This window comes from Parazoarcus communis SWub3 = DSM 12120 (assembly GCF_003226565.1).
In the GTDB taxonomy this organism is placed as follows: domain Bacteria; phylum Pseudomonadota; class Gammaproteobacteria; order Burkholderiales; family Rhodocyclaceae; genus Parazoarcus; species Parazoarcus communis.
The window spans coordinates 1-22,991 of sequence record NZ_QKOE01000024.1 but is presented as its reverse complement, the minus strand read 5'-3'; the positions used below and the strand labels follow the sequence as shown (position 1 = coordinate 22,991).

Here is a 22,991-nt window from a genome sequence, read left to right as displayed (position 1 = left end):
CCGCTTCCGCTAAGGCCTGACCAGGCGCGCCAGCTGACGATCATGCAAACGGGACAGCAGCATGATCGCCACCGCAGCCCCCAGAAACGCCATGAACATATCCGACTGCGTATCCCACTCGTCGCCCTGCGTCCCGAGGAACTCATCCGCCCCCTGCCCCATGAACAGCGCAGCCGCCCACTCGATCAGCTCGTACCAGGCACTGATTGCCATGGCAACACAGATCGCCAGAAAGCCCACCATCCGCCGCCCCTGCGCATACGCGCCACGCAGCAGGATTTCGCGTGCGACCAAGGCCGGTATCAGACCTTGGGCAAAGTGCCCGATCTTGTCATAAGGGTTGCGTTCGGTCCCGAGCAGATCCTGCAGCCAGAACCCCAGCGGCACCCTCGCATAGGTATAGGCCCCCCCCAGAATCAGGATCAGAGCATGAACAAAGATCAACGCATACAGCAGTGAAGTCAGTGGATAACGCTCACGGGTGGCAACCAGCACCGGCAGCGCAATCAACACCGGTGCCACCTCCATCAACCAGGTCGCTCTGTCATAGGGCTGGATGCCGGAAACAAGCAGCGCAATCAGGATGACCATTAACGCACCCTTCAGCACCCACAGATCAGGGGAATCCTTTTGATCAACCATGCACGCTCCACACCACGTCACGACACCGATAGAACCCGGAGCATGCCAGTCCCCAACGCAAATGAACATCCGGTACAAGTACACGGGAAAACGCGACCGCAAACAGACTATCGCCGGGTGCGCTTGCATGATCTGGCAACCCGCTCATGATCTGGGCATCAATCAGGCAGAACCCGCATCCGACAGCAACTCGGAGATCACCCCGCGCAACCAGCGATTGCCCGGATCGTGATGAAAACGCTCATGCCAGTGCTGCTTCACCGCATACTCGGGCAAGGGAAAGGGCACCGACAGCATCCTGAAATGCCCCCGTCCGGCCAGGACTTCGCCCAGGCGCTGCGGAATGGTCACCAACAGATCGGTATGCTCGATGACGAATGCTACCCCGAGAAAGTTGGGGATGCGCAACGCGATGCGGCGCTCGATGCCCTGCCGCGCCAGCTCGCGGTCGATGATCAGGTGGCCGGTACCTGACGAGGTCACCACTGCATGGTCGGCGGCCTGATACTGCGCCAGATCCAACGTCTTACCAATACGCGGATGGTCGGCGCTGACCATGCAGACGTAGTTCTGGCGGAACAGCGCCTGCTGATAGAAACCCGCCTCCAGCTGCGGCATGAAACCCAGGGCCAGATCGGCCTCACCCGCCTCCAGCATGCGTCCGGTATCGCTCGACAAAGGGGCAATGTCGATGCGGATGCCCGGCGCGGCCACCCGCAGGCGAGCCCACAGCCGCGGCAACAACACAAGCTGGCTGATGTCGGTCATGCAGATCCGGAAAGTGCGATCGGACGCTGCCGGATCAAAGGTGTTGCGATGCCCGGATACCCGTTCGAGCGCATCGAGCGCCTCGCGCACCGGATGCAGCAATTGCGCCGCCAGCGGCGTGGGCTCCATGCCCTGGGAGGTACGCACGAACAGCGGGTCGGAGAAATGCTCGCGCAGTTTCGCCAGCGCAATGCTGACCGCGGGCTGTCCCAGCCCCATGTTGTCGGCCGCGCGCGTGACACTGCGAGTCTTGTAGATCTCGTCAAACACCGCCAGCAACCTGACATCGAGGGCATCCATAGCATTATTCGATTATTGAATTGAATGGATTGATACCATTGCATGGACCGAATGTCGAGCGATCGATACAGTGCGCCCATCACAAACAAGGCCGCAACACTCTGATCCGGATCAAATTTTTGTCGATTCGGGAAGTGCGGCAACCGATGGAGGAGCACACCATGCAGGAACTCGGTCGCCTGGAAGACCTGCCCGCAGACTATCGCGACGCACTGACCGCTCACAACCTGGTACCGCTGTGGCCCAGTCTGCGCGCGGTGCTGCCTCCCGGCAAACCGGCGCTGCGTACCCGCCCCACCTACTGGGCTTACGAGACCATCCGCCCCCTGCTGCTTCAGGCCGGCGAACTGACCCCGATCGAAAAGGCCGAGCGCCGCGTGCTCGTTCTCGCCAACCCCGGTCATGGGCTGGAAAAGATGCAGGCCAGCGCCAGCATGTATCTGGGCATGCAATTGCTGCTGCCGGGCGAATGGGCACCGGCACACAAACACACCCCCAACGCCGTCCGCATGATTGTTGAAGGCGAAGGCGCCTACACCACCGTCGACGGTGAGAAGTGCCCGATGAGCCGCGGCGACCTGATCCTGACCCCCACCGGGCTATGGCACGAACATGGCCACGACGGTACGGCGCCGGTGGTGTGGCTCGACGTGCTGGATCTACCTCTGGTGTACTACACCGAGACGTCCTACCACAACGAAGGCAAGGCGCAGGACGTCACCGCGACCTGTGCCGAGCGCAACTATGCCCGCGGCGGCGTCGTGCCCTCGCCGGTGTTTTCGCGTGGCAGTTCGCGTCGTTACCCGATGCTGCGCTACCCCTGGGCCGACGCCCGTGCCGCCCTGCTGTCGCTGGCCGAAACCCAGCCCGGCATCGACGCAGTGCAAGTCTCATACGTCAACCCCGAGACGGGCGGTGACTGCGAAAACATCCTCGGTTTCTATGCCCTGATGCTGCGACCGGGCGAAACCCTGCGCCTGCCAGCCCGATCCCCAGCCATGGTGTTCCACCAGATCGAAGGCGCAGCCCGCGCAGAGATCGACGGCCATACCTTCCAGCTGGGCGCAGCCGACACCTGCTGCGCGCCGGGCTACACCCCGGTCACGCTCAGCAATGCATCGAGCACCGAAGCCGCCTTCCTTTTTGTCGCCGACGAGACGCCGCTGCACAAGAAGCTCGGCGTCTACGAAGTCCGCGCCTGACCCCCATCCGAACAGAGAGCCCCCGCCATGAGCCAGAACACCTACCTGTGGAACCCCGCCCCGGTATACTCCCTGCCCGTCCGTGGCAGTGATGCCCGCCTGCCGGTCAAGCGCATCTTCTGCGTCGGCCGCAACTATCACGCCCACGCGGTGGAAATGGGCCGCCCGGTCGACAAGTCGACGATGAGCCCCTTCTACTTCCTCAAGGACGCGTCCACGCTGGTCGAATCCGGCGCCACCGTACCCTATCCCACCGGCACCGCCAATTACCACTATGAGATGGAACTGGTCGTCGCCATCGGCAAGCCCGGTTTCCGCGTTGCCGAAGCCGATGCACACACGCTGATCTACGGCTACGCCGCCGGTCTGGACATGACCCGGCGCGACCTGCAACTGGTCGCCCGCGAACAAGGTCGCCCCTGGGATCTGGGCAAGAACTTCGAGAAGTCCGCAGTGTGCACCGAGATCGTACCTGCTGCTGACCTGGGCGTACTTGAAGCGGGCGCCATCAACCTGCAGGTCAATGGCCAGACCAAACAGACCTCGGATCTGTCGATGCTGATCTGGAACATCCGCGAAATCATCGCTGACCTGTCCAGGTTCTACCACCTTGAACCGGGCGACCTGATCTATACCGGCACGCCGGAAGGTGTCGGCGCAGTCAGCAGCGGCGACCGCATCACCGGCCACATCGACCAGGTCGGCGACATCGAGCTGACCATCGGCAGCGCCGAGTAAGCCCACGCGCGTCCACATGGCCACCGGCTGCCACGTGCAGCCGGCAAGGCCGGCTTCAACCCTCTGATCGAGGAGACAGACATGACCCAAGCACAACAACTTCCCGTTCTGGTCGCTGGCGGCGGCATCGGCGGCCTGGCCGCAGCACTCGCGCTGGTGCGCCAGGGCTTTACCGTCAAGGTGCTGGAACAGGCCCCCGAGATCGGCGAGATCGGCGCCGGCATCCAGCTCGGCCCCAACGCCTTTCACGCCTTTGATGCACTCGGCGTCGGCGACAAGGCGCGCGGTCGTGCGGTCTACACCGACTACATGGTGATGCACGACGCTCTGGATGAATACCAGGTTGGCAAGATTCCCACCGGCGAGGCCTTCATCAAACGCTTCGGCAACCCGTATGCCGTCATCCACCGCGTCGACGTGCACCTGTCGCTGCTCGAAGGCGCCCAGGAAACCGGCCGGGTCGAGTTCCTGACCTCGACCCGCGTCGAGCGCATCGAACAGGATGAGGACAGCGTCACCGTCTACGACCAGCACGGCAATGCCCACCGCGGCCTCGCGCTGATCGGCGCCGACGGCGTCAAGTCCGTGGTGCGCCAGCAGTATGTCAACGACCCCCCGCGCGTCACCGGTCATGTGGTTTACCGCGCCGTGATCGACAAGAAGGACTTCCCGGAAAACCTGCAGTGGAACGCCGCCAGCATCTGGGTCGGCCCCAACTGCCACCTGGTGCACTATCCGCTGCGCGGCGGCGAGCAATACAACGTGGTCGTCACCTTCCACAGCCGCAACAAGGAAGAATGGGGTGTCACCGAAGGCAGCCTGGAAGAGGTCCAGAGCTACTTCCAGGGCATCTGCCCCAAGGCCCGCCAGCTGATCGACCTGCCCAAGAGCTGGAAGCGCTGGGCGACCGCCGACCGCGAACCGATCGGCCAATGGACCTACGGCCGCGCCACCCTGCTTGGCGATGCCGCCCACCCCACCACCCAGTACATGGCCCAGGGCGCCTGCATGGCGCTGGAAGACGCCGTCACACTCGGTGAGGCCCTGCGCGTCAACAACAACGACTTCGCCAAGGCCTTCGACCTGTACCAACGCTCGCGCATCGCCCGCACCGCACGCATCGTGCTGTCCTCGCGCGAGATGGGTCGCATCTATCACGCCAAGGGTGTCGAGCGCCTGGTACGCAACGACTTGTGGAAGGGCCGCAGCGCCGAGCGCTTCTACGATGCCATGGAGTGGCTGTACGGCTGGAATGTGGACAACTGCCTGGCCCGCGACTGAGGACACGATGACGATGAGGCTTTACAACTTCTTCCGCAGCGGCACCTCGCACCGGCTGCGCATCGCACTGAACCTGAAGGGCATCCAGTACGATTACGTTGCCGTCGATCTGCGTACAGAGGAACACCTCGGCACCGCCTTCAAGGCGGTCAACCCGCAGCAACTGGTGCCCGCACTGATGGATGGCGACCTGACCCTGATCCAGTCGCCCGCCATCATCGAATGGCTGGAAGAGCGCCACCCCGCACCGCCACTGCTGCCCTCCGATCCGGACGACCGCGCCCATGTGCGGGCCATGGCCGCCATCGTCGGTTGTGACATCCATCCGATCAACAACCGCCGCATCCTCGAGTACCTGCGCAAGCAACTGGGCCACGACGAAGCGGCCGTACTGGACTGGTGTGCTACGTGGATCCGTGCCGGTTTCGACGCCCTCGAAACGCTGCTCGCCCAGGATACGCGCCGTGGTCGCTTCTGCTTCGGCAACGCGCCCGGTCTGGCCGAGGTTTACCTGATTCCGCAGGTCGAGAGCGCACGCCGCTTCAATGTGGACCTGACGCCCTACCCGAACATCCTGGCCATTGATGCCACCTGCGCCGAACTCGACGCCTTCCGCCGCGCCGCACCCGGTGCCCAACCCGACGCGCCGAAATAAATCCCGCAGCCCCACCCAGAAGAGCCCGGGCGGTATGCATTCCGCAACCGCCCCACCCAGAGAGGAGACATGATGAAGACCCCGTTCCGCCTGACCCTGAAGACCCTGATCACCGCCTGTGCCTGCCTGCTGACGCTTGGCAGCGGCACTGCCAGCGCACAGAGCCTGAAACTGGGCCACATCACCCCGCCCAGCCATGTCTGGCATCAGGTGTCGGAGAAGATCGCCACCGATCTCGAGAAAGCCAGCGGCGGCAAGATGAAGACCGCCGTCAGTCCCTTGCAGAAGCTCGGCAACGAAGCACAGATGATCAATCTGATGCAATCCGGTGCGATGCAGTTGGGCATCTTTACCGTCGGCGGGCTGTCGAATCGCGAGGAGTCCTTCCTCGCCTGGTCGCTGCCCTACACCTTCGACGACGTCGCCGACGCCACCCGCGCCGCCTCCACCCCGGCCGCAAAGGAAATGCTCAAGCGTCTCGAAGCCCATGGCATGGTCGGCCTGGGCTACGCCTTTGCCGGCATGCGCCACGTGCTGTCGCTGGAGCCGGTGAAATCGCCCAAGGACCTCGCCAACAAGAAGATCCGCTCCTTCCCCAGCCCGATCTATAACGACTGGTGGAACGCCAACGGCGCCGCCCCAACCGCGCTGCCGCTGTCCGAAGTGGCCCCGTCACTGACCACCCGTCTGCTCGATGCGGTTGACGTCGACCTCGACGCACTGGTCGGCCTCAAGTTCCACCAGCAGGCCCCAAACCTGACCATGACCAATCACATGGCCTTCCCCGCGGCCATCGTGGTGTCGAAAAAGTGGTGGGACGCCCGCAGCGAGGCTGACCGCGAGATGATCCGCAAGGTCATCGCCGAGGCCGAAGCCTGGGGTTTCCAGCAAGCGATCGCGGCTGACAGTGGCAACCTCGAAAAAGCCAAGGCCGACGGTGCCAAGGTGGTCGAAGCCGACATCGCCGCTTTCCAGGCGGTGGGCGGCAAGGTGCGCGACAAGTACACCGCATCCAACCCGCTGATCGCCGACTTCTACAAGCAAGCCACCACACGCTGATCATGCGGGGTGGCCATATGCCGCCCCACTGAATCAGCCCAAGCAGATCGAGCGCAACGGGCACTGCCCCTGCGCCACCGCCGCCGGCCCCGTCCGGCGGCTTCGCCGTGTTCCGCGTACCCAGAGAGAGACATGTTCATTTACCGCCTGATCCAACACGCCGACGGCTGGCTGGCCGGCGCCGAGCGCTGGTTCGCCATTGCCCTGACGGCGACCATGACCGGCATCATGATGACCCAGGTCGTGCTGCGCTACTTCTTCAGCGCACCGCTGTTCTGGGCAGAGGAAATCTCCGTCCAGCTGCTCGTCTTCATCACCCTGATCGGGCTGTCGCTATTGGTGCGGGCCGGCCAGCTGGTGAGCATCGATTTCCTGCGCAGCGCGCTGTCGGAAAAAGGTCGCCATATTCTTGCGGTGGTGATCGGTCTCGGCTTTCTCGCGTTGTTGACCTTCATTGCCAAGCTGGGCTGGGAGTGGGTCATCCGCCCGGATGTTCAACTCGAGCTCAGCGCCACCACGCGCCTGCCGCGCTGGTACAACTACACCTTGCTGCCCGGCGCCATGCTGGCGATGGCCTTCCATCAATTTGCGGCCGTGCTCCGCCACCTGCATGCGCTCAAGGGGGCACACGCATGATCACCCTCATAGTCTTCTTTGCGCTGTTGTTCTGCGGCTTTCCGATCTTCGGTGCCATTCTTGCCGGCGCGGTGGTGTTCATGGCCAGCAATGATCTGGCCATCCTGTACGACTCGATTCCCATCCAGTTCTATGGCGCGCTGGAAATCAATGGCCTGCTCGCCATCCCGCTGTTCCTGCTGGTCGGCGAGATCATGAACAAGGGCGGCCTCACCCAGCGCCTGATCGCATTGACCGAAGTGCTGGTCGGCGGCTTCCGCGGCGGACTGGCTTACGCCAACCTGTTTACCAATGCCATGGCTGCCTCCATCCTGGGTTCTGCGGTGGCGCAGATCGGCGTCATGAGCAAGGTCATGATCCCGGAGATGGAGAAGAAAGGCTATGACCGCGCCTTCTCCGGTGCCGTCACCGTGTCCGCCGGCCTGCTTGGCCCCATCATTCCGCCGTCGATGCTGATGATCATCTACGGAGTGGTGGCGGTACAGCCCATCGCACCCTTGTTCATTGCCGGCATCGTACCCGGCCTGCTCATTGTCGCCGGCCTGGCTGTGGTGATCTTCTTTGCGGGGGTGTTCGGCCACGCCCTGCCCGAAGGCACCCCCACACAGTGGCGCAAGTCGGTCGGCACCCTTGTCGCCGGCCTGATCCCGGGACTGATTCCAGTCGTCGTCATCGCGGGCATCATGACCGGTGCAATGACCCCGACCGAATCCGGAGCGGTCGCATCGATCATCGCCTTCATCCTTGCGTTTGCCTATCGGGAGATCAAGTTCTCGGATCTGCCTGCGCTCTTGCATACGGTCGCGATCAACACCGCCACCATCACCGGCCTGATCGCCGCCGCCACCGTTTTCAGCTGGGTACTCGCCTTCGAAGGCGTACCCGATCGGGTGGTTGACCTGATTGCCGGTGTCACCGACTCACCACTGGTCTTCCTGCTGCTGGTGATCGTCATGATGCTGGTCCTCGGCATGTTCCTGGAGAGTATCAGCGTGCTCATCGTGGTCGTACCGATCCTGATGCCGGTGGTCAATGCCCTGGGCATCGATCCGATCCACTTCGGTGTGGTGTGCACCCTGGCAACCGTGATCGGCCTGGTCACCCCGCCGGTCGGGCCAGGTCTGTACATCGCGATGATCCAGGCCCATGTACCGATGGGTGCGCTGTTCCGCGCCACCCTGCCCTTCCTCGCCATGGTGATGCTGCTGCTGGTGGCCATTGCCGCGTTTCCGCAACTCTCCATCTGGCTGCCGACGATGACCGCCAGGGGATGACACCCGCGACGCCAACGAGCCCTCGCTACGCCCCGGCGTTCAGGGCCAATCGGCATAGCTGCGGGTGCTCGCCACCTGCAGCGCGGCGGGGCTTGCGTGCGCATTGGCCCGGTAACGTGCGGGACTCAGGCCGCTGCGCACGCGGAAAAAACGGCTGAAGTGGGTGGTGCTGCGGAAACCGAGATCCGCCGCCACCTGCTCGATCGACAGCCCGGAACGCACCAGTCTGAGCGCCGCCTCGTGCACCAGGCGCTCGTGAACCAGCTCAAGCGGCGTACGCCCAAGTGCCCGGGTGCACATATCGTGCAGCCGATCATGTGACACGCTCAAGGCCTTGGCATAGTCAGCCACCCGCCAGTGGTCGCGGAAATGGCGTTCGACCAGATGACGAAAGCGCAACAACACGGTGGCCTGTACGCTCTGCCCCCGTTGGGCGACATCTTCCATACCGGAAAGCCGCAGCAGATGTACCAGCGTGATCGCGACATGCGCCCCCAGAAACTGCCATGAACCGCGCTCGTCTCGCTGCAACTCACGCTCGATGGCACGGAAGGCATGCTCCAGTTCGGCCAGCGTCCCTTCCGCCGCGATGTGACCGACCACCGTTACCCGATCAAGCAGATAACGCAGGTGAATCGACTCAGCCCCTTGCCCGGCGGCGTCACGGGCCAGGGTTTCCGACAGCCCCAGCACCCAGCCCGATGCCCCCGCCTCCAGCCGCAGGAAATGCCCCGCCCCCACCGGCAGGCAGGCCAGCGCCGGCGCTGACAGCGTGACCGGATCACCATCGCCCCCCATCTCGCCCTGCCCAGCCTGTAGCAACACGATCACCCGTTCGCGCTCGCGGGTATCGGCCAGCAAGGGGTAACGGCGGCGCTGCAGCGCACTCTCCAGACGCTGGATCCGGATATGGGCATCGATCCCCGACCGATAGGAAAGTGTGGCGGTGTGCGGCATGAAGGCGTCCCGGAAAGAAAGGGGCAAAAGATCGTCACCACCAATATTAGATATCTTTTCACCAAAAAGCCGCCATCCCTGAATCGCGCAGCAGAAGCCCTGACGCAGGCCGAACGAACAGGATTTCTCATTCGACTTCAAGCAGACGGCGCACTACACCCGACCACGACGAACAGATACATTCAGACGTAAAACCCAAAATAGTTTCATCAATACCCAATTTTTTGCATTGGCTCACCCTCCAGCCCACCCTAAAGTTCAGCACAGGAACACGGCAGGCCTGCCCATGCGGCAAGACCCCGATGTGCCGGCCGGGCCCACCCGGCAAACCAATAACGGAGGAAGACATGAAGACTCGCTTTCTGAGGGCGGCTGCGCTCGCCACCGCCACCCTGCTGCCCCTTGCCATCGCCGGCAACGCGCTTGCGCAGGAGATCAAATCCATCCGCATCGGCGCCGTCGCCCCCAAGACCGGCCCACTTGCCGGCGGCGCAGCAATGACGCAGTGGCCCAACGTCCGCCTGTGGGTGGATCAGACCAACAAGGCAGGTGGCATCATGCTCAGCTCGATCGGCAAGCGCGTACCGGTCGAGCTGATCGAGTACGACGACCGGACCAACAACGAAGATACGGTCAAGGCCGTCGAGCGCCTGGCCACGCAGGACAAGGCCGACTTCATCATCGCCCCCTACGCCACCGGCGCCAACCTGGCGGCCGCACCGGTGTTCGCCAAGTACGGCTATCCGCAACTCGCGGTCAACTCGGTCACCGACCGTGGTCCTGAACTGGGCAAGCGCTGGCCCAACAGCTTCTGGATGCTGGGCGGCGGTACCGAAATGACCACCGACCAGGTCCGGATGCTCAAGAAGCTGCAGTCCGACGGCAAGATCGGCGACACGGTCGCCATGTCCTTCGTCGCGGACGGCTTTGGGCTGGACATGGCCAACGGCGCGCGCAAAGCGTTGAAGGACGCCGGCTTCAAGGTCGTCTATGACAAGTCCTACCCCCTGGGGACGCAGGACCTGTCGCCCATCATCAACGAAGTCAAGGCACTGAACCCGGACGTCTTTCTTGCCTTCAGCTACCCGCCGGACACCTTCGGCCTGACCGAGCAGGCGCGCATTGCCGGCTTCAATCCCAAGGTCTTCCACACCGGCGTCGGCACCCCCTTTCCGGACTACCGCGACCGCTTCGGTGCCGCCACTGTGGAAGGCGTGATGGGCACCGGCGGCTGGGATCCGAGCACGCCCCGCATGCAGGCCTACATCGAGGCGCACAAGGCACTCAACGGCAAGGAACCGGACGGGTGGGCCAGTTCGGTCACCTATGCCAGCCTGGAGATCCTGACTCAGGCAATCGAACGGGTGGGCTCGCTCGACCGCAAGGCGGTGATCAAGGAGTTGCAGACCGGCCGCTTCGACACCGTGCTCGGTGACTTCAAGTTCCGCAACAACATCCGCGAACAGCCGTGGGCCGTGGGACAGTGGCAAGGGGGTGTGTTCCGTGCAGTGGCGCCGCACGACAAGCAGGGTGCGGTCGAGCCGGTAATGAAACCGGCCTGGCAGTAAGTCAGACGCCCACCGGCGCGTACCCATGCGGCACACGCCGGTTCTTGTCCAAATCCCTGGGGGCTGCCCGCCGCGGCCCTGGAGAACCCCATGCTGTTCCTCATCCTGTTTACCAGCCTCCTGCTGGGGGGCGCTTACGCCCTGATGGCAATGGGGCTGACGCTGCAATATGGCGTCGCCCGCATCATGAACCTGTCGATCGGTGAAACCCTGGTCGGTGCCGCCTTCGCCGCCTTCTGGCTACAGACCCAGGCGCAGGTCGGCCCGCTGTGGGGTTTGCTGGTCATCACCCCGGCCGCCTTCGTGCTGAACTGGCTGATCTATCGCCACCTGCTGACCCCGCTGGTACGCCGGGCGAAGAATCGCGGCATGCTCGAGGTCGACAGCATCCTCGCGACCTTCGGCCTGCTGTTCATCCTGCAGGGCGTCATGCTCGCCTTGTTCGGCGGCAACTACTACTCGTACTCCTACTTCTCCGAACCAGTCGAGCTGTTCGGTCACACCTTTGCGCTGAACCGCATCGTTGCCTTTGCAGTTGCCGCAGCTGTCGCGCTGGCGCTCTATCTGGGACTGAACCGCACCCGAACCGGCACCGCAGTGCGCGCGGTATCGGTCGACCCGGTCGCCGCCGGCCTGGTCGCGATCGACGTCGCACGCACCTCGGCACTGGCCTTTGCCATCGGCGGCGCATTGACCGCCTGCGGCGGCGCCCTGCTGAGCATGTTCCTGACCTTCAACGCATCGATGGGCGTGGTGTTTACGACGAAAGCGCTGATCATCGTCATCATGGGCGGGGTCGGCGACCCACGTGGCGCAGTGATTGCAGCCCTGTTGCTGGCACTGGCCGAAACCACCGTCGCCACCCTGGTGGATCCCGGACTGACGCTGGCGGCCACCTATGGCCTGTTCGTCCTCATCCTGCTGTTCCGCCCGCAGGGCATCATGGGGAGGCGCACCGCATGAACACCCGCGAAGTCCTGATCATGGCCGCAAGCGGCCTGTTGCTTGCCGGACTCGCCTGCCTGCCGCTGGCCGACGAGGGCTTCTGGCTGACCCTGGGCATCTCGCTCGCCGGCTATGTGGCAATGTCTACTGCCTGGGCCCTGTTCTCCGGCCCCACCAGCTATGTTTCGTTGGCGACCGCCGCTTTTTTTGGCACGGGCGCCTACGTGGTGGTCAACCTGGGCGAGACCGCGCCCTGGCCTGTGGTGCTGGTGGTGGCCGCGGTCTGCGGCGCGCTGCTGGCGCTGCTCGCAGGCATGGCCACGCTACGCCTGACCGGCGTGCACTTCGTGATCTTCACCTTCGGTCTGGCGGAGTTGATCCGTCAGCTGGTGACCTGGTACCAGACCAACATCGGAGGCGCCGTCGGCCAGTACGTGTTCGTCGACATCAGCTCGGCGCAGATCTACTGGCAGTTGCTGGCGCTGTGTGGTCTGGTGTTCCTGGCCGGCTGGGCAATCAACCGCTCGCGGCTTGGTCTGGCGCTGAGGGTGATCGGCGACGACGAGACCGTTGCTGCACATTCCGGCATCAACACCGCACGGGTCAAGCTGCTGCTGTTCTGCATCAGCGGTGCCTTCATCGCCGTCGTCGGTGCGGTGCTCGCACCACGGTGGACCTATATCGAGCCCTCGATCGCGTTCAATTCGATGATCTCCTTCCAGGTCGTAATCATGGCCTTGCTCGGCGGCTCGCGCCGACTGTGGGGACCGCTGGTGGGTGTCATCCCCTTTACCGTGCTCTATGAGCTGATTTCCGGCCACTTCCCCAACCACACTCATCTGCTGCTGGGCACCGCCTTCCTGCTGATCGTGTATTTCCTGCCACAAGGCGTTGCCGGCCGCATCGAACAACTGCGCCTGCGCCGCACACACCGGGAGACCCACGCCGCCCGGTCGCCAGCCACCCTTGGGGAGACCGCGCGATGAGCAATCACCTGCTATTGTCGATTGCCGGGCTGACCAAGGTCTTTGGTGGGCTGGTCGCGGTCAATCAGATTTCCTTCGACATCCAGGCTGGCGAGGTGGTCGGCCTGCTCGGCCCCAACGGTTCGGGCAAAACGACGCTGATGAACCTGATCTCCGGTGCACTGCGCCCCACCCAGGGCAGCGTCACGCTGGAAGGCCGACGGCTGACCGGGCTCCCGCCCCATCGCATCGCGGCCACCGGCGTTGCCCGCACCTTTCAGCTGGTGCGGGTCCTGCCCTCGCTGTCTGCACTGGAGAATGTCATGGTGGGTGCAGTGTTCGGGCCGGACCAGGTGTCACCGGGCGCCGCCCGTGCCGTCGCCCGCAGCGTGCTGGAACGTGTCGGGCTGGGCGGACGGGAGCATCTGCACCCGGCAGAGATGACCTACATCGACCAGAAGCGCATCGAGTTGGCGCGCGCGCTCGCCGCCGACCCACGCATCCTGCTGCTCGACGAATGGCTGGCCGGGCTCAACCCGACCGAGTTGCAAACCGGCATCGAACTGATCCGCAGCCTGCAGGCCGAAGGCCGCACCGTGCTGATGGTCGAGCATGTGATGGATGCGATCCGCTCGCTGTGCGACCGCTGCGTGGTGATGAGCGCCGGGTCCAAGCTGGCTGAGGGAACACCGGCCGAAGTGCTGGCCAATCCCGACGTGATCCGCGCCTACCTGGGAGACGATCATGCTTGAGATCCGTGATATCGCAGTGCATTACGGTCGCCATCAGGCGCTCGACAAGGTGGCGCTCGACGTTGCCAAAGGCGAGATCGTGGTCATCCTGGGTGCCAACGGCGCCGGCAAGAGCACGCTGCTTAAAACGGTTGCCGGTCTTCAGGCTGCCGTCCACGGCAGCACGGTGACACTCGATGACCATCGCCTCGACGGCTTGCCCCCGCACAAGGTAGTGGAGGCCGGGCTGGCCCTGGTGCCTGAAGGCCGTGGCGTGTTCGGCGAACTGACGGTGGCCGAGAACCTGGCGATGGGGGCCTACGCCCAGCGCGCCCGCGGCGACGAAGCACGCCGTCTGGCGCAGGTGCTGGCGCTGTTCCCCAAGCTTGCCGAACGGCGCGGACAGATGGTGCGCACGATGAGCGGTGGTGAGCAACAGATGGTTGCCATCGGCCGTGCGCTGATGTCCGCCCCCGACATCCTGATGCTGGATGAGCCCTCCCTGGGGCTCTCACCGCTGGTATGCGGCGAATTGTTCGACGCACTGGAAAAGGTACGCGACACCGGCGTGGGCATCCTGCTGGTGGAGCAGAACGCCCGCCGCAGCCTGGAGATGGCCGATCGCGGCTACCTGCTGGAGAACGGACGCATCGTCGGCCAGGGCACGGCCGCCGCACTGCGTGACGACGAGAACGTACGCCGGGCCTATCTGGGCGCGGCGTCGGCACACTGACAACGAGAGGAGAAAACCGATGTTCATTACCCCGCTTCTGATCAACAACAAGGACGTCGCCGCCCACGGTGACGCCACCTTCGACCGCCTGAACCCGATTACCGGCGAAGTCTCCACCCGCTCGGCCGCCGCCAGCGTGGATGACGCCCGCGCCGCCGCCGCCGCAGCAGCAGCCGCCTTTCCGCTGTGGTCGGCAATGGCGCCAGGCGCCCGCCGCAGCGTGCTCAACAAGGCAGCCGACCTGCTCGCGGCGCGCACACCGGATTTCATCGCAGCGATGCGTGCGGAAACCGGGGCCTCCGACGTGTGGGCAGGCTTCAACTGCCACCTCGGTGCCAACATGCTGCGTGAAGCCGCCGCAATGACGACCCAGATCAACGGCGAAGTCATTCCCTCGGACAAACCCGGCTCCTTCGCCATGGGCTTGCGCCAGCCTGCCGGCGTGGTGCTCGGCATCGCCCCCTGGAATGCACCGGTCATCCTCGGCGTACGCGCGGTGGCGATGCCGCTGGCCTGCGGCAACACCGTGGTGCTGAAAGGCTCTGAACTATGCCCCAAGACTCACCGCCTGATCGGTGAAGTGCTGTGCGAAGCCGGTCTGCCGGCCGGCGCAATCAATGTGGTGCTCAATGCCCCGGCCGATGCCGGCGCCGTGGTCAATGCACTGATCGCCCATTCTGCGGTGCGACGGGTGAACTTCACCGGTTCGACCCGCGTCGGCCGGCTGATCGCCGAAGAAAGCGCACGCCACCTGAAGCCCTGCCTGCTGGAACTGGGCGGCAAAGCCCCGCTGGTGGTCCTGGACGATGCCGACATCGATGAAGCGGTGAAGGCTGCGGCCTTTGGCGCCTTCATGAATCAGGGCCAGATCTGCATGTCGACCGAACGCATCATCGTCGATCGCAGCATTGCTGACGACTTCGTCACCCGCCTCGCCGCCAAGGCGGCCACCCTGAAGGCAGGCCTGCCCGGCGCCGCCGGCTGCGTACTGGGCTCGATGATCGGCCAGGAAGCCGTCAACCGCGTGCAGGCCCTGGTGCAGGACGCCCTCTCCAAGGGCGCGACGCTGGCTGTCGGCGGCACCGCCGAGGGCACCATCATGCAGGCCACCGTGGTTGACCATGTCACGCCGTCGATGCGTCTCTACGGCGAGGAGTCCTTCGGCCCTGTGGCGGCGGTGGTGCGCTGCAGCGGCGTAGACGAAGCCGTTTCGCTGGCCAACGACACCGAGTACGGCCTCTCCGCAGCGGTGTTCAGCCGCGACCTGACCCGCGCGCTCGATGTCGCCCGCCGGATCGAATCCGGTATCTGCCACATCAACGGCCCCACTGTACATGATGAAGCGCAAATGCCCTTTGGCGGCGTCAAGGCCAGTGGCTACGGCCGCTTCGGCGGCAAGGCGGCAATTGCCGAATTCACCGAGTTGCGCTGGATCACGATGCAGACCGAACCGCCGCACTACCCGATCTGATCCCGCACCAGCCAGTTGTCAGGGACGGAACTGACGGCACAAGGCCGGACGTCCCTGGCGATGCAAGCCCCTCATCACCTTGCTGCCCGCGACCGACCGACAGTTGCGGGCGCACAACCACATCATCAGGAGAATCCGATGAACCTGAAGGGAAAGAACATCGTCGTCACCGGTGCGGCATCCGGCATCGGCGCCGAAACCGCACGCCTGCTGAGCGCCGAAGGCGCGACCGTGATCGGCGTGGATCGCAACCCACCTGCCCCCGGACTGGTGGCGCGCCACATCGCTGCCGATCTTGGTGAGCCGGGATCCATCGCGATCGCCGCCCGCGAAATCGGCAATGGCATCGACGCACTGTGCAATATCGCCGGCCTGCCGCCGACACGCGGCCGTGTTCCGGTGTTGCGGGTCAATTTCCTTGGCCTGCGTGAATTGACCGAAGCACTGATTCCGCAGATGAACGACGGCGCCGCCATCGTCAACCTGGCCTCACTCGCCGGTCTGGGCTGGCCGGACGCCATTCCGGCGATCAAGTCCATGCTTGCACTACGCGACTTCGACGCCGTCGAAGCCTTGTGCGACACCCATGGCATCGACGACGCCCGCAGCTACTTCTTCAGCAAGGAAGTGCTGATCGCATGGACGCTGCAACAACGCTGGACCTGGCGCGAGCGTGGCATCCGCATGAACTGCGTCAGCCCCGGCCCGGTGGACACCCCCATCCTCGGCGACTTTCTGCAGACACTGGGGGCCCGTGCAGAAGAGGACATGCGCGTCATGGACCGTCCCGGCCGCCCCACCGACATCGCGCCCTTGGTCGCCTTCCTGTGCTCGGACGACAGCGGCTGGCTACGTGGCACCAACATCGCCTGCGACGGCGGCATGCATTCGCATGTGCTTGCCAATCTGAACGGGTTGAGTTGATCGGATAGGAGGAGCCAGCCCGCAATCAGCTGCCCATCATTCCACGGCATGGAGCGCCCCGAGCCTGCAGCTCAAGCATTATTAACCCGGCCCTTGAATGGCGTGTTCCCGTTTGATCTGAGCCTGCCGCAGCTCACACGGCCTTCCACCACGCTCAGGGCACAGAATTGTGGAGCCGGAGTAACAATCGGCAAGACCAACTTGCCCAGGAGATGCTCGGGCTTGGGGCTGATCGACTGCATCCACAGGAAAAGCGCTCCATAGCCGTCCGTTTTTTCGCTGCATGAGTTCATGCGTTCCCGGCTGCTGGAGTTGTTATTCGTCGAAGCGATGCGCTCGGCAACAGCCGGAAGCATGCCTCCAGAGTTTCTGTGGGGACTGGGTGACCAGCGAGAGGCGCGTACCCTGAAACAACCGCACAAACACATTAATCGCGCTCGGACCGTGGGGCAACTGGCGAAGATCGCAACCCTTTCCCGCTCTTCGTTCTTCGAGCGCTTCACACGCATGGTAGGCGTGCCACCGATGGAACACCTGCTTTCATGAGGCCTGGAGATCGCGAGGGCACTTCTTCGAGGGCGAGGGAGAACACATTTTCCTTGGACTGCTCAAAATATAACATCGACATATTAATTAAATTCTAATATCATTTTCCAATCTCAAGTCAGCCTACCCATCTTCATGAACCGCCTCCTGATCACCCACACCCCGCTGGGCGATGCACTGTGGGCCGTAAGCCTGGTCGGGCGCGAGGCGTTGTCCACGCTCTATTACTTTGCACTGCGCTTTAAGTCCGACGTCCCCGACATCGACTGCCAAGCCATGATTGGCGAACTCTGTGCAGTCGAACTCGAAGCCGACCGCGGTGGCAAGCGCTACCTGTCAGGCCAGATGATCAACTTCTCGGCCGCCGGCCGTGACGGGCGCCACTGGGTGTACGAAGCCACTCTCGCCCCACGCCTATGGCACGCCTCTCGCCGCACCGACTTTCGCATCTGGCAGAACCAGACCGTCCCCGACATCGTTCGCCAGGTACTCATACAGCACGGCATCCGCTACGACCAACGTCTCAAGCTCAAGTACAAGACCTGGGAGTACCTCACCCAGCACGGCGACACCGACCTCGACTTCATCTGCCGCCAACTGGAACACGAAGGCATCCTGTTCTGGTTCGAACATGATGCTAGAGGCGAAACCTTGGTGCTGGCCGACCACTTCACCTGCCACCCGAACTTTCCCGGCTACGCATTGGTGCCCTTTTACCCACCTGGCGAAGCCCGCGCAGAGGAAGACCATTTCGACACCTGGCGCCTGACCCGACAAGTCGAACCAGGCCGCTTCGAGCACACCGACTACGACTTCACCAAGCCCGTCACCAATCTCACCACCTGCTCCAACGACCCGCGCGGCCACCTGTTCGACCAGTATCAACACTTCGCCTACCCTGGCAACTACACCGAACCCTCAGACGGCGATCACTACGCAGCCAACGCCCTTGAGCGCCTACAGTGCAAGCAGGAGATCGTCCACCTTGAGGGCCGAGTTCGCGGCGCCGCCCCTGGCTACTACTTCACCCTCACCGAACATCCACGTGCGGATCTAAACCGCGAGCTTCTCACCACCGCCGCCCGCTACGACATCGCCGACAATGCCTACGAAGCCAGCCAGGCCAGCACTGCCAGCCGCTTTCGCATCCGGATTGAGGCAATGCCCGCCAACCGCCCATTCCGCCCCCCGCTGGTCACCCCCAAGCCGCGCACACGCGGCCCTCAGACCGCCGTTGTGGTCGGGCCTGCTGGCGAGGAGATATTCACCGACCGTTACGGCCGGGTGAAGGTCCACTTCCACTGGGACCGCTATGGCAAGAAAGACGGCACCGACACCTGCTGGATCCGCGTCGCCCATGCCAGCGCCGGCGCCAACTTCGGCGCCATCCACATCCCTCGCATTGGTCAGGAGGTGATCGTCGACTTCGAGCACGGCGATCCCGATCGCCCCATCATCACCGGGCGCGTCTATAACGCCGCCCAGATGCCACCCTGGGATCTGCCCGAGAACAAGACCCAATCGGGCATCCTCACCCGTTCGAGCAAGGGCGGCAGCGCCGCCAACGCCAACGCACTACGCTTCGAAGACCTCAAAGGCGCAGAACAGGTCTGGCTCCACGCCGAGCGCAACCACGATATTGAAGTCGAACTCAATGAAACTCACTGGGTCGGCCAAGACAGATGCAAAACCATCGATCGCGACGAGACCACCTACGTCAAGCGCCACCGAACCGAAACTGTGGACGGCAACGAAACCCTCACCGTACTGATGAACCGGACCGAGGCAGTCTCACTCAACGAAACCATCGCCATCGGGCTGAATCGCACCGAATCGGTGGGTGCCAATGAAACCCTCAGCATTGCTGCCAACCGAAGCGTAGCCATCGGCGTCAATGAAACGCGTTCGATCGGTGGCCAGCAACGGGAATCGGTCGGTAGCGTGCGATCTGTATCGGTCGGGCGCTCCGATACGCTCAAGGTCGGTACCTCACGCAGTACGAAAATCGCACGAAACGACACCACGACCATAGGACTGAAAGCCACCGACTCGGTCGGCCTGCTCAAGATGACCAATGTCGGTGCGCTCTACTCGATCAACGTGTCCGGTGCAATGAACACCGCAGTGATGGGCTTCTCCATGGAGGAGGTCGGCGTCACCAAACAGATCCAGGCTGGACGCGAGTTCAACATCAATGCAGGAGAACGCATCCAGATCACCTGCGGCAAGTCGATGATCTCGATGGATAGTACTGGAATGATCAAGATCGTGGGTACGCTGGTGCAACTCGAAGGTCAGGACATCGTGCACGCCGAAGGTGCCATCAGCACAGCTCCACCCACCCATGCCGTAGCGGGCAGCGGCGGTTCGCTGTTATCCGGCTTGGCGTCGAGTGACATCGGCTCGGTCTTGGGCATCGCCAGACAGGTGGCCGGCATCGCCAGCGCAGTCTCAAGTGGCGACCTAGCCGGCGTCCTCGGCAACGCCTCGAGCCTGCTCGGCCTGGGTAGTCCCACGCTCGGCAACGCCGATGCGAACAAGCTGGAACAGCATCTGATCAAGGATCTCTAGACCACGATGACCATTCCGTCCCAATTGAAATCCCGCCCACACAAATCCGCACGGTAACCCCATGTCAAACCCCCGCCGCCCCACCGAATACGTTGCGCTCGACGAATGGTTGCCTTGGCTTCAGAATCTATCCGTGCCGGCAGCAATTGCGCCTTTCATCATCGCGCTCGTCCCCCGCTATGGCGGCTCCCATTGGCTGATGCACGCGAGTGCCCCACGTCAGCGCGACATCGTCCTGGCAGAAATCGATAAACGAAAGCACCCCGCCTGGCGTCAAGCGACGCTTGCAAGCGCGCCTTTGCAGTCCATCGAAGCCGCGCTCATACACGTGCTGGCAAGGCCTTTTCTCGATACGCCCCGAATCTGCCACCTGCCATCCGATTTCATTGTCCAGGCGCTGACTGATGAAGTCGGGGCCAACACCATTGGCGATGCGCTGATAAGGGGAGACGCGCCCGCGATTGCGCGCATCGAGTTGTGGCTGCGCATACCCCACTCCGCTGCCCATGAAGCCGACGACTCGCAGGTCACGCCTTGACCCTGGATGCCGCCCAACTATCCCCTTTGCCCGATTGGGTGGGCAACTATGCATGTTTGCGGCCCAGCCCAGACCATGTACACGCAGCACGTTTCACCCTCCTGGTCTCCCAACTACTGCCCGTCGCTGCACATGGTCTTGAGCCGCCGGAGCGGCACATCGTCGAGGCTCTGCTGTTTGCGCGGCTGATGCTCGATGCCGGCGACCTGCCCGCCGACAGCGCCGCACTCTCCGCACTCGACATGTGGCTAGGCAGCACAGTATTTCGCCATGTTGACGGGTCAAGCACGCAGCGTAGGGCATGGTGGCAAGTCGAGACACTGTCGATCGGCGTCGAGGTTCTATCGCGCTGGACGCAGCGTAACGTGCTGCTGGCCACAGATGAGCAGATCTCGGCACACAAGCCGCAGATTGGACAGATCGTCTCCCACTGGATCGAACTGGCCCGCATGACGCATTCCGCTGGCCCAGAGATCGCCGCGCTGTATGCCCTCGAGGTTTCCGAGAGCCTGCTCGACTGCGCCCATGCTTATGGCTTCAAGCAGGCTCAAAGCCTGCGCGGAGCACGCAGGCAAACCCGGCAAGACACCACCGAGGACTAGAAGCCCCATGCCACACGTAGCCCGCAACGGCGACAAGGGACCAAGAGGCGTCATCGAGACGCAGCGCCGCAGCCACACCAATCTATCCGACAATCGCCACACCGCCACGGTGGCCGACCCGTACCGGTGCACCAAAAAGGGTCACAAGAACACGACGCTCAAGAACGGCTGCTTTTTCTTCAAGATCGACAAACAACCGGTAGCCATGCAATACGCCACCGTCGCCACCTGTGGCTGTCGCATCCTGGAAGGCTCCACGGTCCACCGCTGTTGCCCCCACCTGGACGCCAAGGCCCGCCGACTGGCCGAACGCGAGATCCGGATCGAGGCCGCTCGCGATCTGATCGCCGAAGCCGAACGCCGTCCCGGCGAGAGCCCTGCCGAGTGGACGCGACGCACCGGCCTGCCGATGAACAAGGCGCGCTACGACGCCCTCGGAGATGCCGCCGACGAACTGGAACGGCTCAACCGAGACGTCCGCCGGGCCGAAGCCAGTCAGGCGGAGTATCAGAAACCGGCAGACACCAATGATCCGCGCTTCAGCGGTGGCAACGCCGGGCTGAAAGATGCCGAACACTCCGCGCCGGAAGCGATGCTCAACCTGCGCAAGGAGGAATTCCGCGATCTGGGGATACTGCCGGAGGAGGTCCTGAACGACGATAGGCTGTGGGAGAACGACAAGAGCAACTACTACGCAGCCCCCTACTACGACGAACTGACCGGCGAGACCATCATCGCCTACCGCGGCACCGAAATCGAGGGGGCCCTGAACGACCCCGAGAGCAAGCTGCATAAAGACATGGTGCTGACCAATCTGCCACAAGGCATCGGGGAACAGACCGAACAGTACGATGCGACGATGAGGCTGGCGGCAGCAATACGCAAGTCGGGTGATCGTGCCGACTCGGTCGTTTTCACCGGCCATAGCAAGGGTGGCGGCCAGGCCAGCGCGGCCGGGATCATCGCCAACCGCGCCTTCGTCTCCTTCAACCCGGCCACACTGTCCCCGATGACCCCCTATCGCTTCAGCGAGGGCGAACGCACCATCGAACATGGTGGCCCGCTGGGCACCCGCTACCGCACTCACTTCGACTACGTCAGCGGCCCGCTTGATGCGGGCGGAGACAATGTCAAGCTGCGCCTGGTCGACTGGGTACAGCAACTACTCAAAGGCGACAAGGCTGGGCGGCTCGCCCGCGCCGTCGGCGACACCGTATTCGAATTCCCACCGCAATCGGCTGACACCCACTCCATGCGCGAACTCATCGACGCCATCGAGGCACGCAAGGCCAATGCCTTGGCTGCAATCGATCAGGAACTGGCTGGCGGACGGCCCGGTAGCCGGCTGCCCCCATCGGGAGCGCGCAGTGAACCGCCTCATCCGCCTGCTACTGACCCTGCTCGCCTGCAGCCTGCTCGCTGCCTGTGAAGCCAAACCGTGGGACAAGGATAAAGACATGAACGTCATGCACCTAGGCGCTTTCAAGCTCGATTTGCAGTTGGAGTTTCCTGAATCAAGTCACCGTGCCGTCGTCCTCTCCGCACTGGAAGGACATCTGGACACCTTGAATCTACAGGAAGTGCAAAGCCTGATTGATAAACCCGGCGTCAAGTACTACGTCACGCCACTCATGCTGGCTGTATGGGCGCAAAACATCGATAGCACGACATGGCTACTGAAGCATGGCGCCAACCCCAACTACCGTGCTCCCAAGGGAGACGGCTACCGTAATCCACTCGCAAACGACTCACCCCTGCACTACGCGGTCAATCTGGGCAACCTCAAACTGGCCACCTTGCTCTTCGACTTCGGCGCCAATCCCAACCTGTTCGGGCTGGTCGATCCCATCTTCTTCGAAACCATGGACCTGGGGCGCGGTGACGG

23 protein-coding genes are annotated in these 22,991 nt (G+C 63.4%); 20 read left to right on the top strand and 3 right to left on the bottom strand.

Features of this window, described 5'->3' with window-relative positions; all coding sequences use genetic code 11:
- Positions 1-9: 9 nt before the first annotated feature.
- Together DNK49_RS20515 and DNK49_RS20510 are read right to left on the bottom strand one after the other, a co-directional pair.
- A complete protein-coding gene (locus DNK49_RS20515; protein WP_110529225.1) occupies positions 10-642 on the bottom strand; it encodes a DUF2238 domain-containing protein in 633 nt (210 codons plus the stop codon).
- A gap of 162 nt (positions 643-804) precedes the next feature.
- Positions 805-1,710: a LysR family transcriptional regulator gene (locus tag DNK49_RS20510; protein ID WP_110529222.1), complete on the bottom strand. Its 906-nt coding sequence runs from the start codon at positions 1,708-1,710 to the stop codon at positions 805-807.
- Positions 1,711-1,871: 161 nt separating this feature from the next.
- Here DNK49_RS20510 and DNK49_RS20505 point away from each other — a divergent pair, with 161 nt between their 5' ends.
- From DNK49_RS20505 to DNK49_RS20475, 7 genes are all read left to right on the top strand, one after another.
- Entirely contained in the window at positions 1,872-2,912 is a 1,041-nt protein-coding gene (locus DNK49_RS20505; RefSeq protein WP_110529219.1) for a cupin domain-containing protein, read from the top strand.
- A gap of 27 nt (positions 2,913-2,939) precedes the next feature.
- Positions 2,940-3,650 (top strand): fumarylacetoacetate hydrolase family protein, encoded by a 711-nt coding sequence (locus DNK49_RS20500; protein ID WP_110529216.1) that lies wholly within the window; start codon positions 2,940-2,942, stop codon positions 3,648-3,650.
- Between the two features lie 81 nt (positions 3,651-3,731).
- The gene (locus DNK49_RS20495) at positions 3,732-4,931 is read left to right on the top strand and encodes a 3-hydroxybenzoate 6-monooxygenase (protein WP_110529214.1); all 1,200 of its coding nucleotides are present in this window, start codon (positions 3,732-3,734) and stop codon (positions 4,929-4,931) included.
- A 13-nt stretch (positions 4,932-4,944) separates the two neighbouring features.
- Entirely contained in the window at positions 4,945-5,586 is a 642-nt protein-coding gene (maiA, locus tag DNK49_RS20490; protein WP_110529301.1) for a maleylacetoacetate isomerase, read from the top strand.
- A gap of 69 nt (positions 5,587-5,655) precedes the next feature.
- Positions 5,656-6,645, top strand: a complete 990-nt coding sequence (locus DNK49_RS20485) for a TRAP transporter substrate-binding protein (RefSeq protein ID WP_243632460.1) — start codon at positions 5,656-5,658, stop codon at positions 6,643-6,645.
- Positions 6,646-6,777: 132 nt separating this feature from the next.
- Positions 6,778-7,281, top strand: a complete 504-nt coding sequence (locus DNK49_RS20480) for a TRAP transporter small permease (RefSeq protein ID WP_110529208.1) — start codon at positions 6,778-6,780, stop codon at positions 7,279-7,281.
- The gene (locus tag DNK49_RS20475) at positions 7,278-8,555 is read left to right on the top strand and encodes a TRAP transporter large permease (protein ID WP_110529205.1); all 1,278 of its coding nucleotides are present in this window, start codon (positions 7,278-7,280) and stop codon (positions 8,553-8,555) included. The genes DNK49_RS20480 and DNK49_RS20475 overlap by 4 nt, the downstream gene beginning before the upstream one ends.
- Positions 8,556-8,594: 39 nt before the next feature.
- Here DNK49_RS20475 and DNK49_RS25045 read toward each other — a convergent pair whose 3' ends face one another.
- Positions 8,595-9,512, bottom strand: a complete 918-nt coding sequence (locus DNK49_RS25045) for an AraC family transcriptional regulator (protein WP_120719294.1) — start codon at positions 9,510-9,512, stop codon at positions 8,595-8,597.
- Positions 9,513-9,859: 347 nt separating this feature from the next.
- On the opposite strand from DNK49_RS25045, the gene DNK49_RS20460 reads away from it, so the two are divergent.
- The 13 genes from DNK49_RS20460 to DNK49_RS24165 all read left to right on the top strand — a co-directional run.
- A complete protein-coding gene (locus DNK49_RS20460; protein ID WP_110529200.1) occupies positions 9,860-11,080 on the top strand; it encodes an amino acid ABC transporter substrate-binding protein in 1,221 nt (406 codons plus the stop codon).
- A 90-nt stretch (positions 11,081-11,170) separates the two neighbouring features.
- Complete coding sequence (locus DNK49_RS20455) at positions 11,171-12,043, top strand: branched-chain amino acid ABC transporter permease (RefSeq protein WP_110529197.1); 873 nt, start codon at positions 11,171-11,173, stop codon at positions 12,041-12,043.
- On the top strand, positions 12,040-13,011 hold the full coding sequence (locus DNK49_RS20450; RefSeq protein ID WP_110529194.1) for a branched-chain amino acid ABC transporter permease: 972 nt from the start codon (positions 12,040-12,042) through the stop codon (positions 13,009-13,011). Before DNK49_RS20455 ends, DNK49_RS20450 begins: the two co-directional genes overlap by 4 nt.
- Positions 13,008-13,742, top strand: a complete 735-nt coding sequence (locus DNK49_RS20445; RefSeq protein WP_110529191.1) for an ABC transporter ATP-binding protein — start codon at positions 13,008-13,010, stop codon at positions 13,740-13,742. Before DNK49_RS20450 ends, DNK49_RS20445 begins: the two co-directional genes overlap by 4 nt.
- Positions 13,735-14,454, top strand: coding sequence for an ABC transporter ATP-binding protein (locus DNK49_RS20440; RefSeq protein WP_110529188.1), 720 nt, complete (start codon positions 13,735-13,737; stop codon positions 14,452-14,454). Before DNK49_RS20445 ends, DNK49_RS20440 begins: the two co-directional genes overlap by 8 nt.
- Positions 14,455-14,473: 19 nt before the next feature.
- Positions 14,474-15,925 carry an aldehyde dehydrogenase gene (locus DNK49_RS20435; protein WP_110529185.1) on the top strand — a complete coding sequence of 484 codons (1,452 nt, stop codon included), beginning with the start codon at positions 14,474-14,476 and terminating at the stop codon, positions 15,923-15,925.
- 138 nt (positions 15,926-16,063) lie between these two features.
- Complete coding sequence (locus DNK49_RS20430; protein WP_110529181.1) at positions 16,064-16,849, top strand: coniferyl-alcohol dehydrogenase; 786 nt, start codon at positions 16,064-16,066, stop codon at positions 16,847-16,849.
- Between the two features lie 291 nt (positions 16,850-17,140).
- Complete coding sequence (locus tag DNK49_RS20425; RefSeq protein WP_110529177.1) at positions 17,141-17,395, top strand: hypothetical protein; 255 nt, start codon at positions 17,141-17,143, stop codon at positions 17,393-17,395.
- 135 nt (positions 17,396-17,530) lie between these two features.
- A complete protein-coding gene (locus DNK49_RS20420) occupies positions 17,531-19,966 on the top strand; it encodes a type VI secretion system Vgr family protein (RefSeq protein ID WP_110529173.1) in 2,436 nt (811 codons plus the stop codon).
- Positions 19,967-20,027: 61 nt separating this feature from the next.
- On the top strand, positions 20,028-20,504 hold the full coding sequence (locus DNK49_RS20415) for a hypothetical protein (RefSeq protein ID WP_110529170.1): 477 nt from the start codon (positions 20,028-20,030) through the stop codon (positions 20,502-20,504).
- Positions 20,501-21,106 (top strand): hypothetical protein, encoded by a 606-nt coding sequence (locus tag DNK49_RS20410; protein WP_110529167.1) that lies wholly within the window; start codon positions 20,501-20,503, stop codon positions 21,104-21,106. Before DNK49_RS20415 ends, DNK49_RS20410 begins: the two co-directional genes overlap by 4 nt.
- Before the next feature lie 7 nt (positions 21,107-21,113).
- On the top strand, positions 21,114-22,535 hold the full coding sequence (locus tag DNK49_RS24170; protein ID WP_110529165.1) for a Tle-like phospholipase domain-containing protein: 1,422 nt from the start codon (positions 21,114-21,116) through the stop codon (positions 22,533-22,535).
- Positions 22,474-22,991: ankyrin repeat domain-containing protein (locus DNK49_RS24165; protein WP_207807059.1), on the top strand; the 518-nt coding region annotated here is incomplete at its 3' end. The genes DNK49_RS24170 and DNK49_RS24165, both read left to right, overlap by 62 nt.

Bases quoted from the DNA above. Each gene is read 5' to 3' on its own strand.
- DNK49_RS20455 (WP_110529197.1), top strand. From the start codon at position 11,171: ATGCTGTTCCTCATCCTGTTTACCAGCCTCCTGCTGGGGGGCGCTTAC.
- DNK49_RS20515 (WP_110529225.1), bottom strand. From the start codon at position 642: ATGGTTGATCAAAAGGATTCCCCTGATCTGTGGGTGCTGAAGGGTGCG.
- DNK49_RS20415 (WP_110529170.1), top strand. From the start codon at position 20,028: ATGTCAAACCCCCGCCGCCCCACCGAATACGTTGCGCTCGACGAATGG.
- DNK49_RS20430 (WP_110529181.1), top strand. From the start codon at position 16,064: ATGAACCTGAAGGGAAAGAACATCGTCGTCACCGGTGCGGCATCCGGC.
- DNK49_RS24170 (WP_110529165.1), top strand. From the start codon at position 21,114: ATGCCACACGTAGCCCGCAACGGCGACAAGGGACCAAGAGGCGTCATC.
- DNK49_RS20435 (WP_110529185.1), top strand. From the start codon at position 14,474: ATGTTCATTACCCCGCTTCTGATCAACAACAAGGACGTCGCCGCCCAC.
- DNK49_RS20505 (WP_110529219.1), top strand. From the start codon at position 1,872: ATGCAGGAACTCGGTCGCCTGGAAGACCTGCCCGCAGACTATCGCGAC.
- DNK49_RS25045 (WP_120719294.1), bottom strand. From the start codon at position 9,512: ATGCCGCACACCGCCACACTTTCCTATCGGTCGGGGATCGATGCCCAT.
- DNK49_RS20445 (WP_110529191.1), top strand. From the start codon at position 13,008: ATGAGCAATCACCTGCTATTGTCGATTGCCGGGCTGACCAAGGTCTTT.
- DNK49_RS20510 (WP_110529222.1), bottom strand. From the start codon at position 1,710: ATGGATGCCCTCGATGTCAGGTTGCTGGCGGTGTTTGACGAGATCTAC.
- DNK49_RS20440 (WP_110529188.1), top strand. From the start codon at position 13,735: ATGCTTGAGATCCGTGATATCGCAGTGCATTACGGTCGCCATCAGGCG.
- maiA (WP_110529301.1), top strand. From the start codon at position 4,945: ATGAGGCTTTACAACTTCTTCCGCAGCGGCACCTCGCACCGGCTGCGC.
- DNK49_RS20450 (WP_110529194.1), top strand. From the start codon at position 12,040: ATGAACACCCGCGAAGTCCTGATCATGGCCGCAAGCGGCCTGTTGCTT.
- DNK49_RS20480 (WP_110529208.1), top strand. From the start codon at position 6,778: ATGTTCATTTACCGCCTGATCCAACACGCCGACGGCTGGCTGGCCGGC.
- DNK49_RS20485 (WP_243632460.1), top strand. From the start codon at position 5,656: ATGATGAAGACCCCGTTCCGCCTGACCCTGAAGACCCTGATCACCGCC.
- DNK49_RS20425 (WP_110529177.1), top strand. From the start codon at position 17,141: ATGCGTTCCCGGCTGCTGGAGTTGTTATTCGTCGAAGCGATGCGCTCG.
- DNK49_RS20460 (WP_110529200.1), top strand. From the start codon at position 9,860: ATGAAGACTCGCTTTCTGAGGGCGGCTGCGCTCGCCACCGCCACCCTG.
- DNK49_RS20475 (WP_110529205.1), top strand. From the start codon at position 7,278: ATGATCACCCTCATAGTCTTCTTTGCGCTGTTGTTCTGCGGCTTTCCG.
- DNK49_RS20495 (WP_110529214.1), top strand. From the start codon at position 3,732: ATGACCCAAGCACAACAACTTCCCGTTCTGGTCGCTGGCGGCGGCATC.
- DNK49_RS20500 (WP_110529216.1), top strand. From the start codon at position 2,940: ATGAGCCAGAACACCTACCTGTGGAACCCCGCCCCGGTATACTCCCTG.
- DNK49_RS20420 (WP_110529173.1), top strand. From the start codon at position 17,531: ATGAACCGCCTCCTGATCACCCACACCCCGCTGGGCGATGCACTGTGG.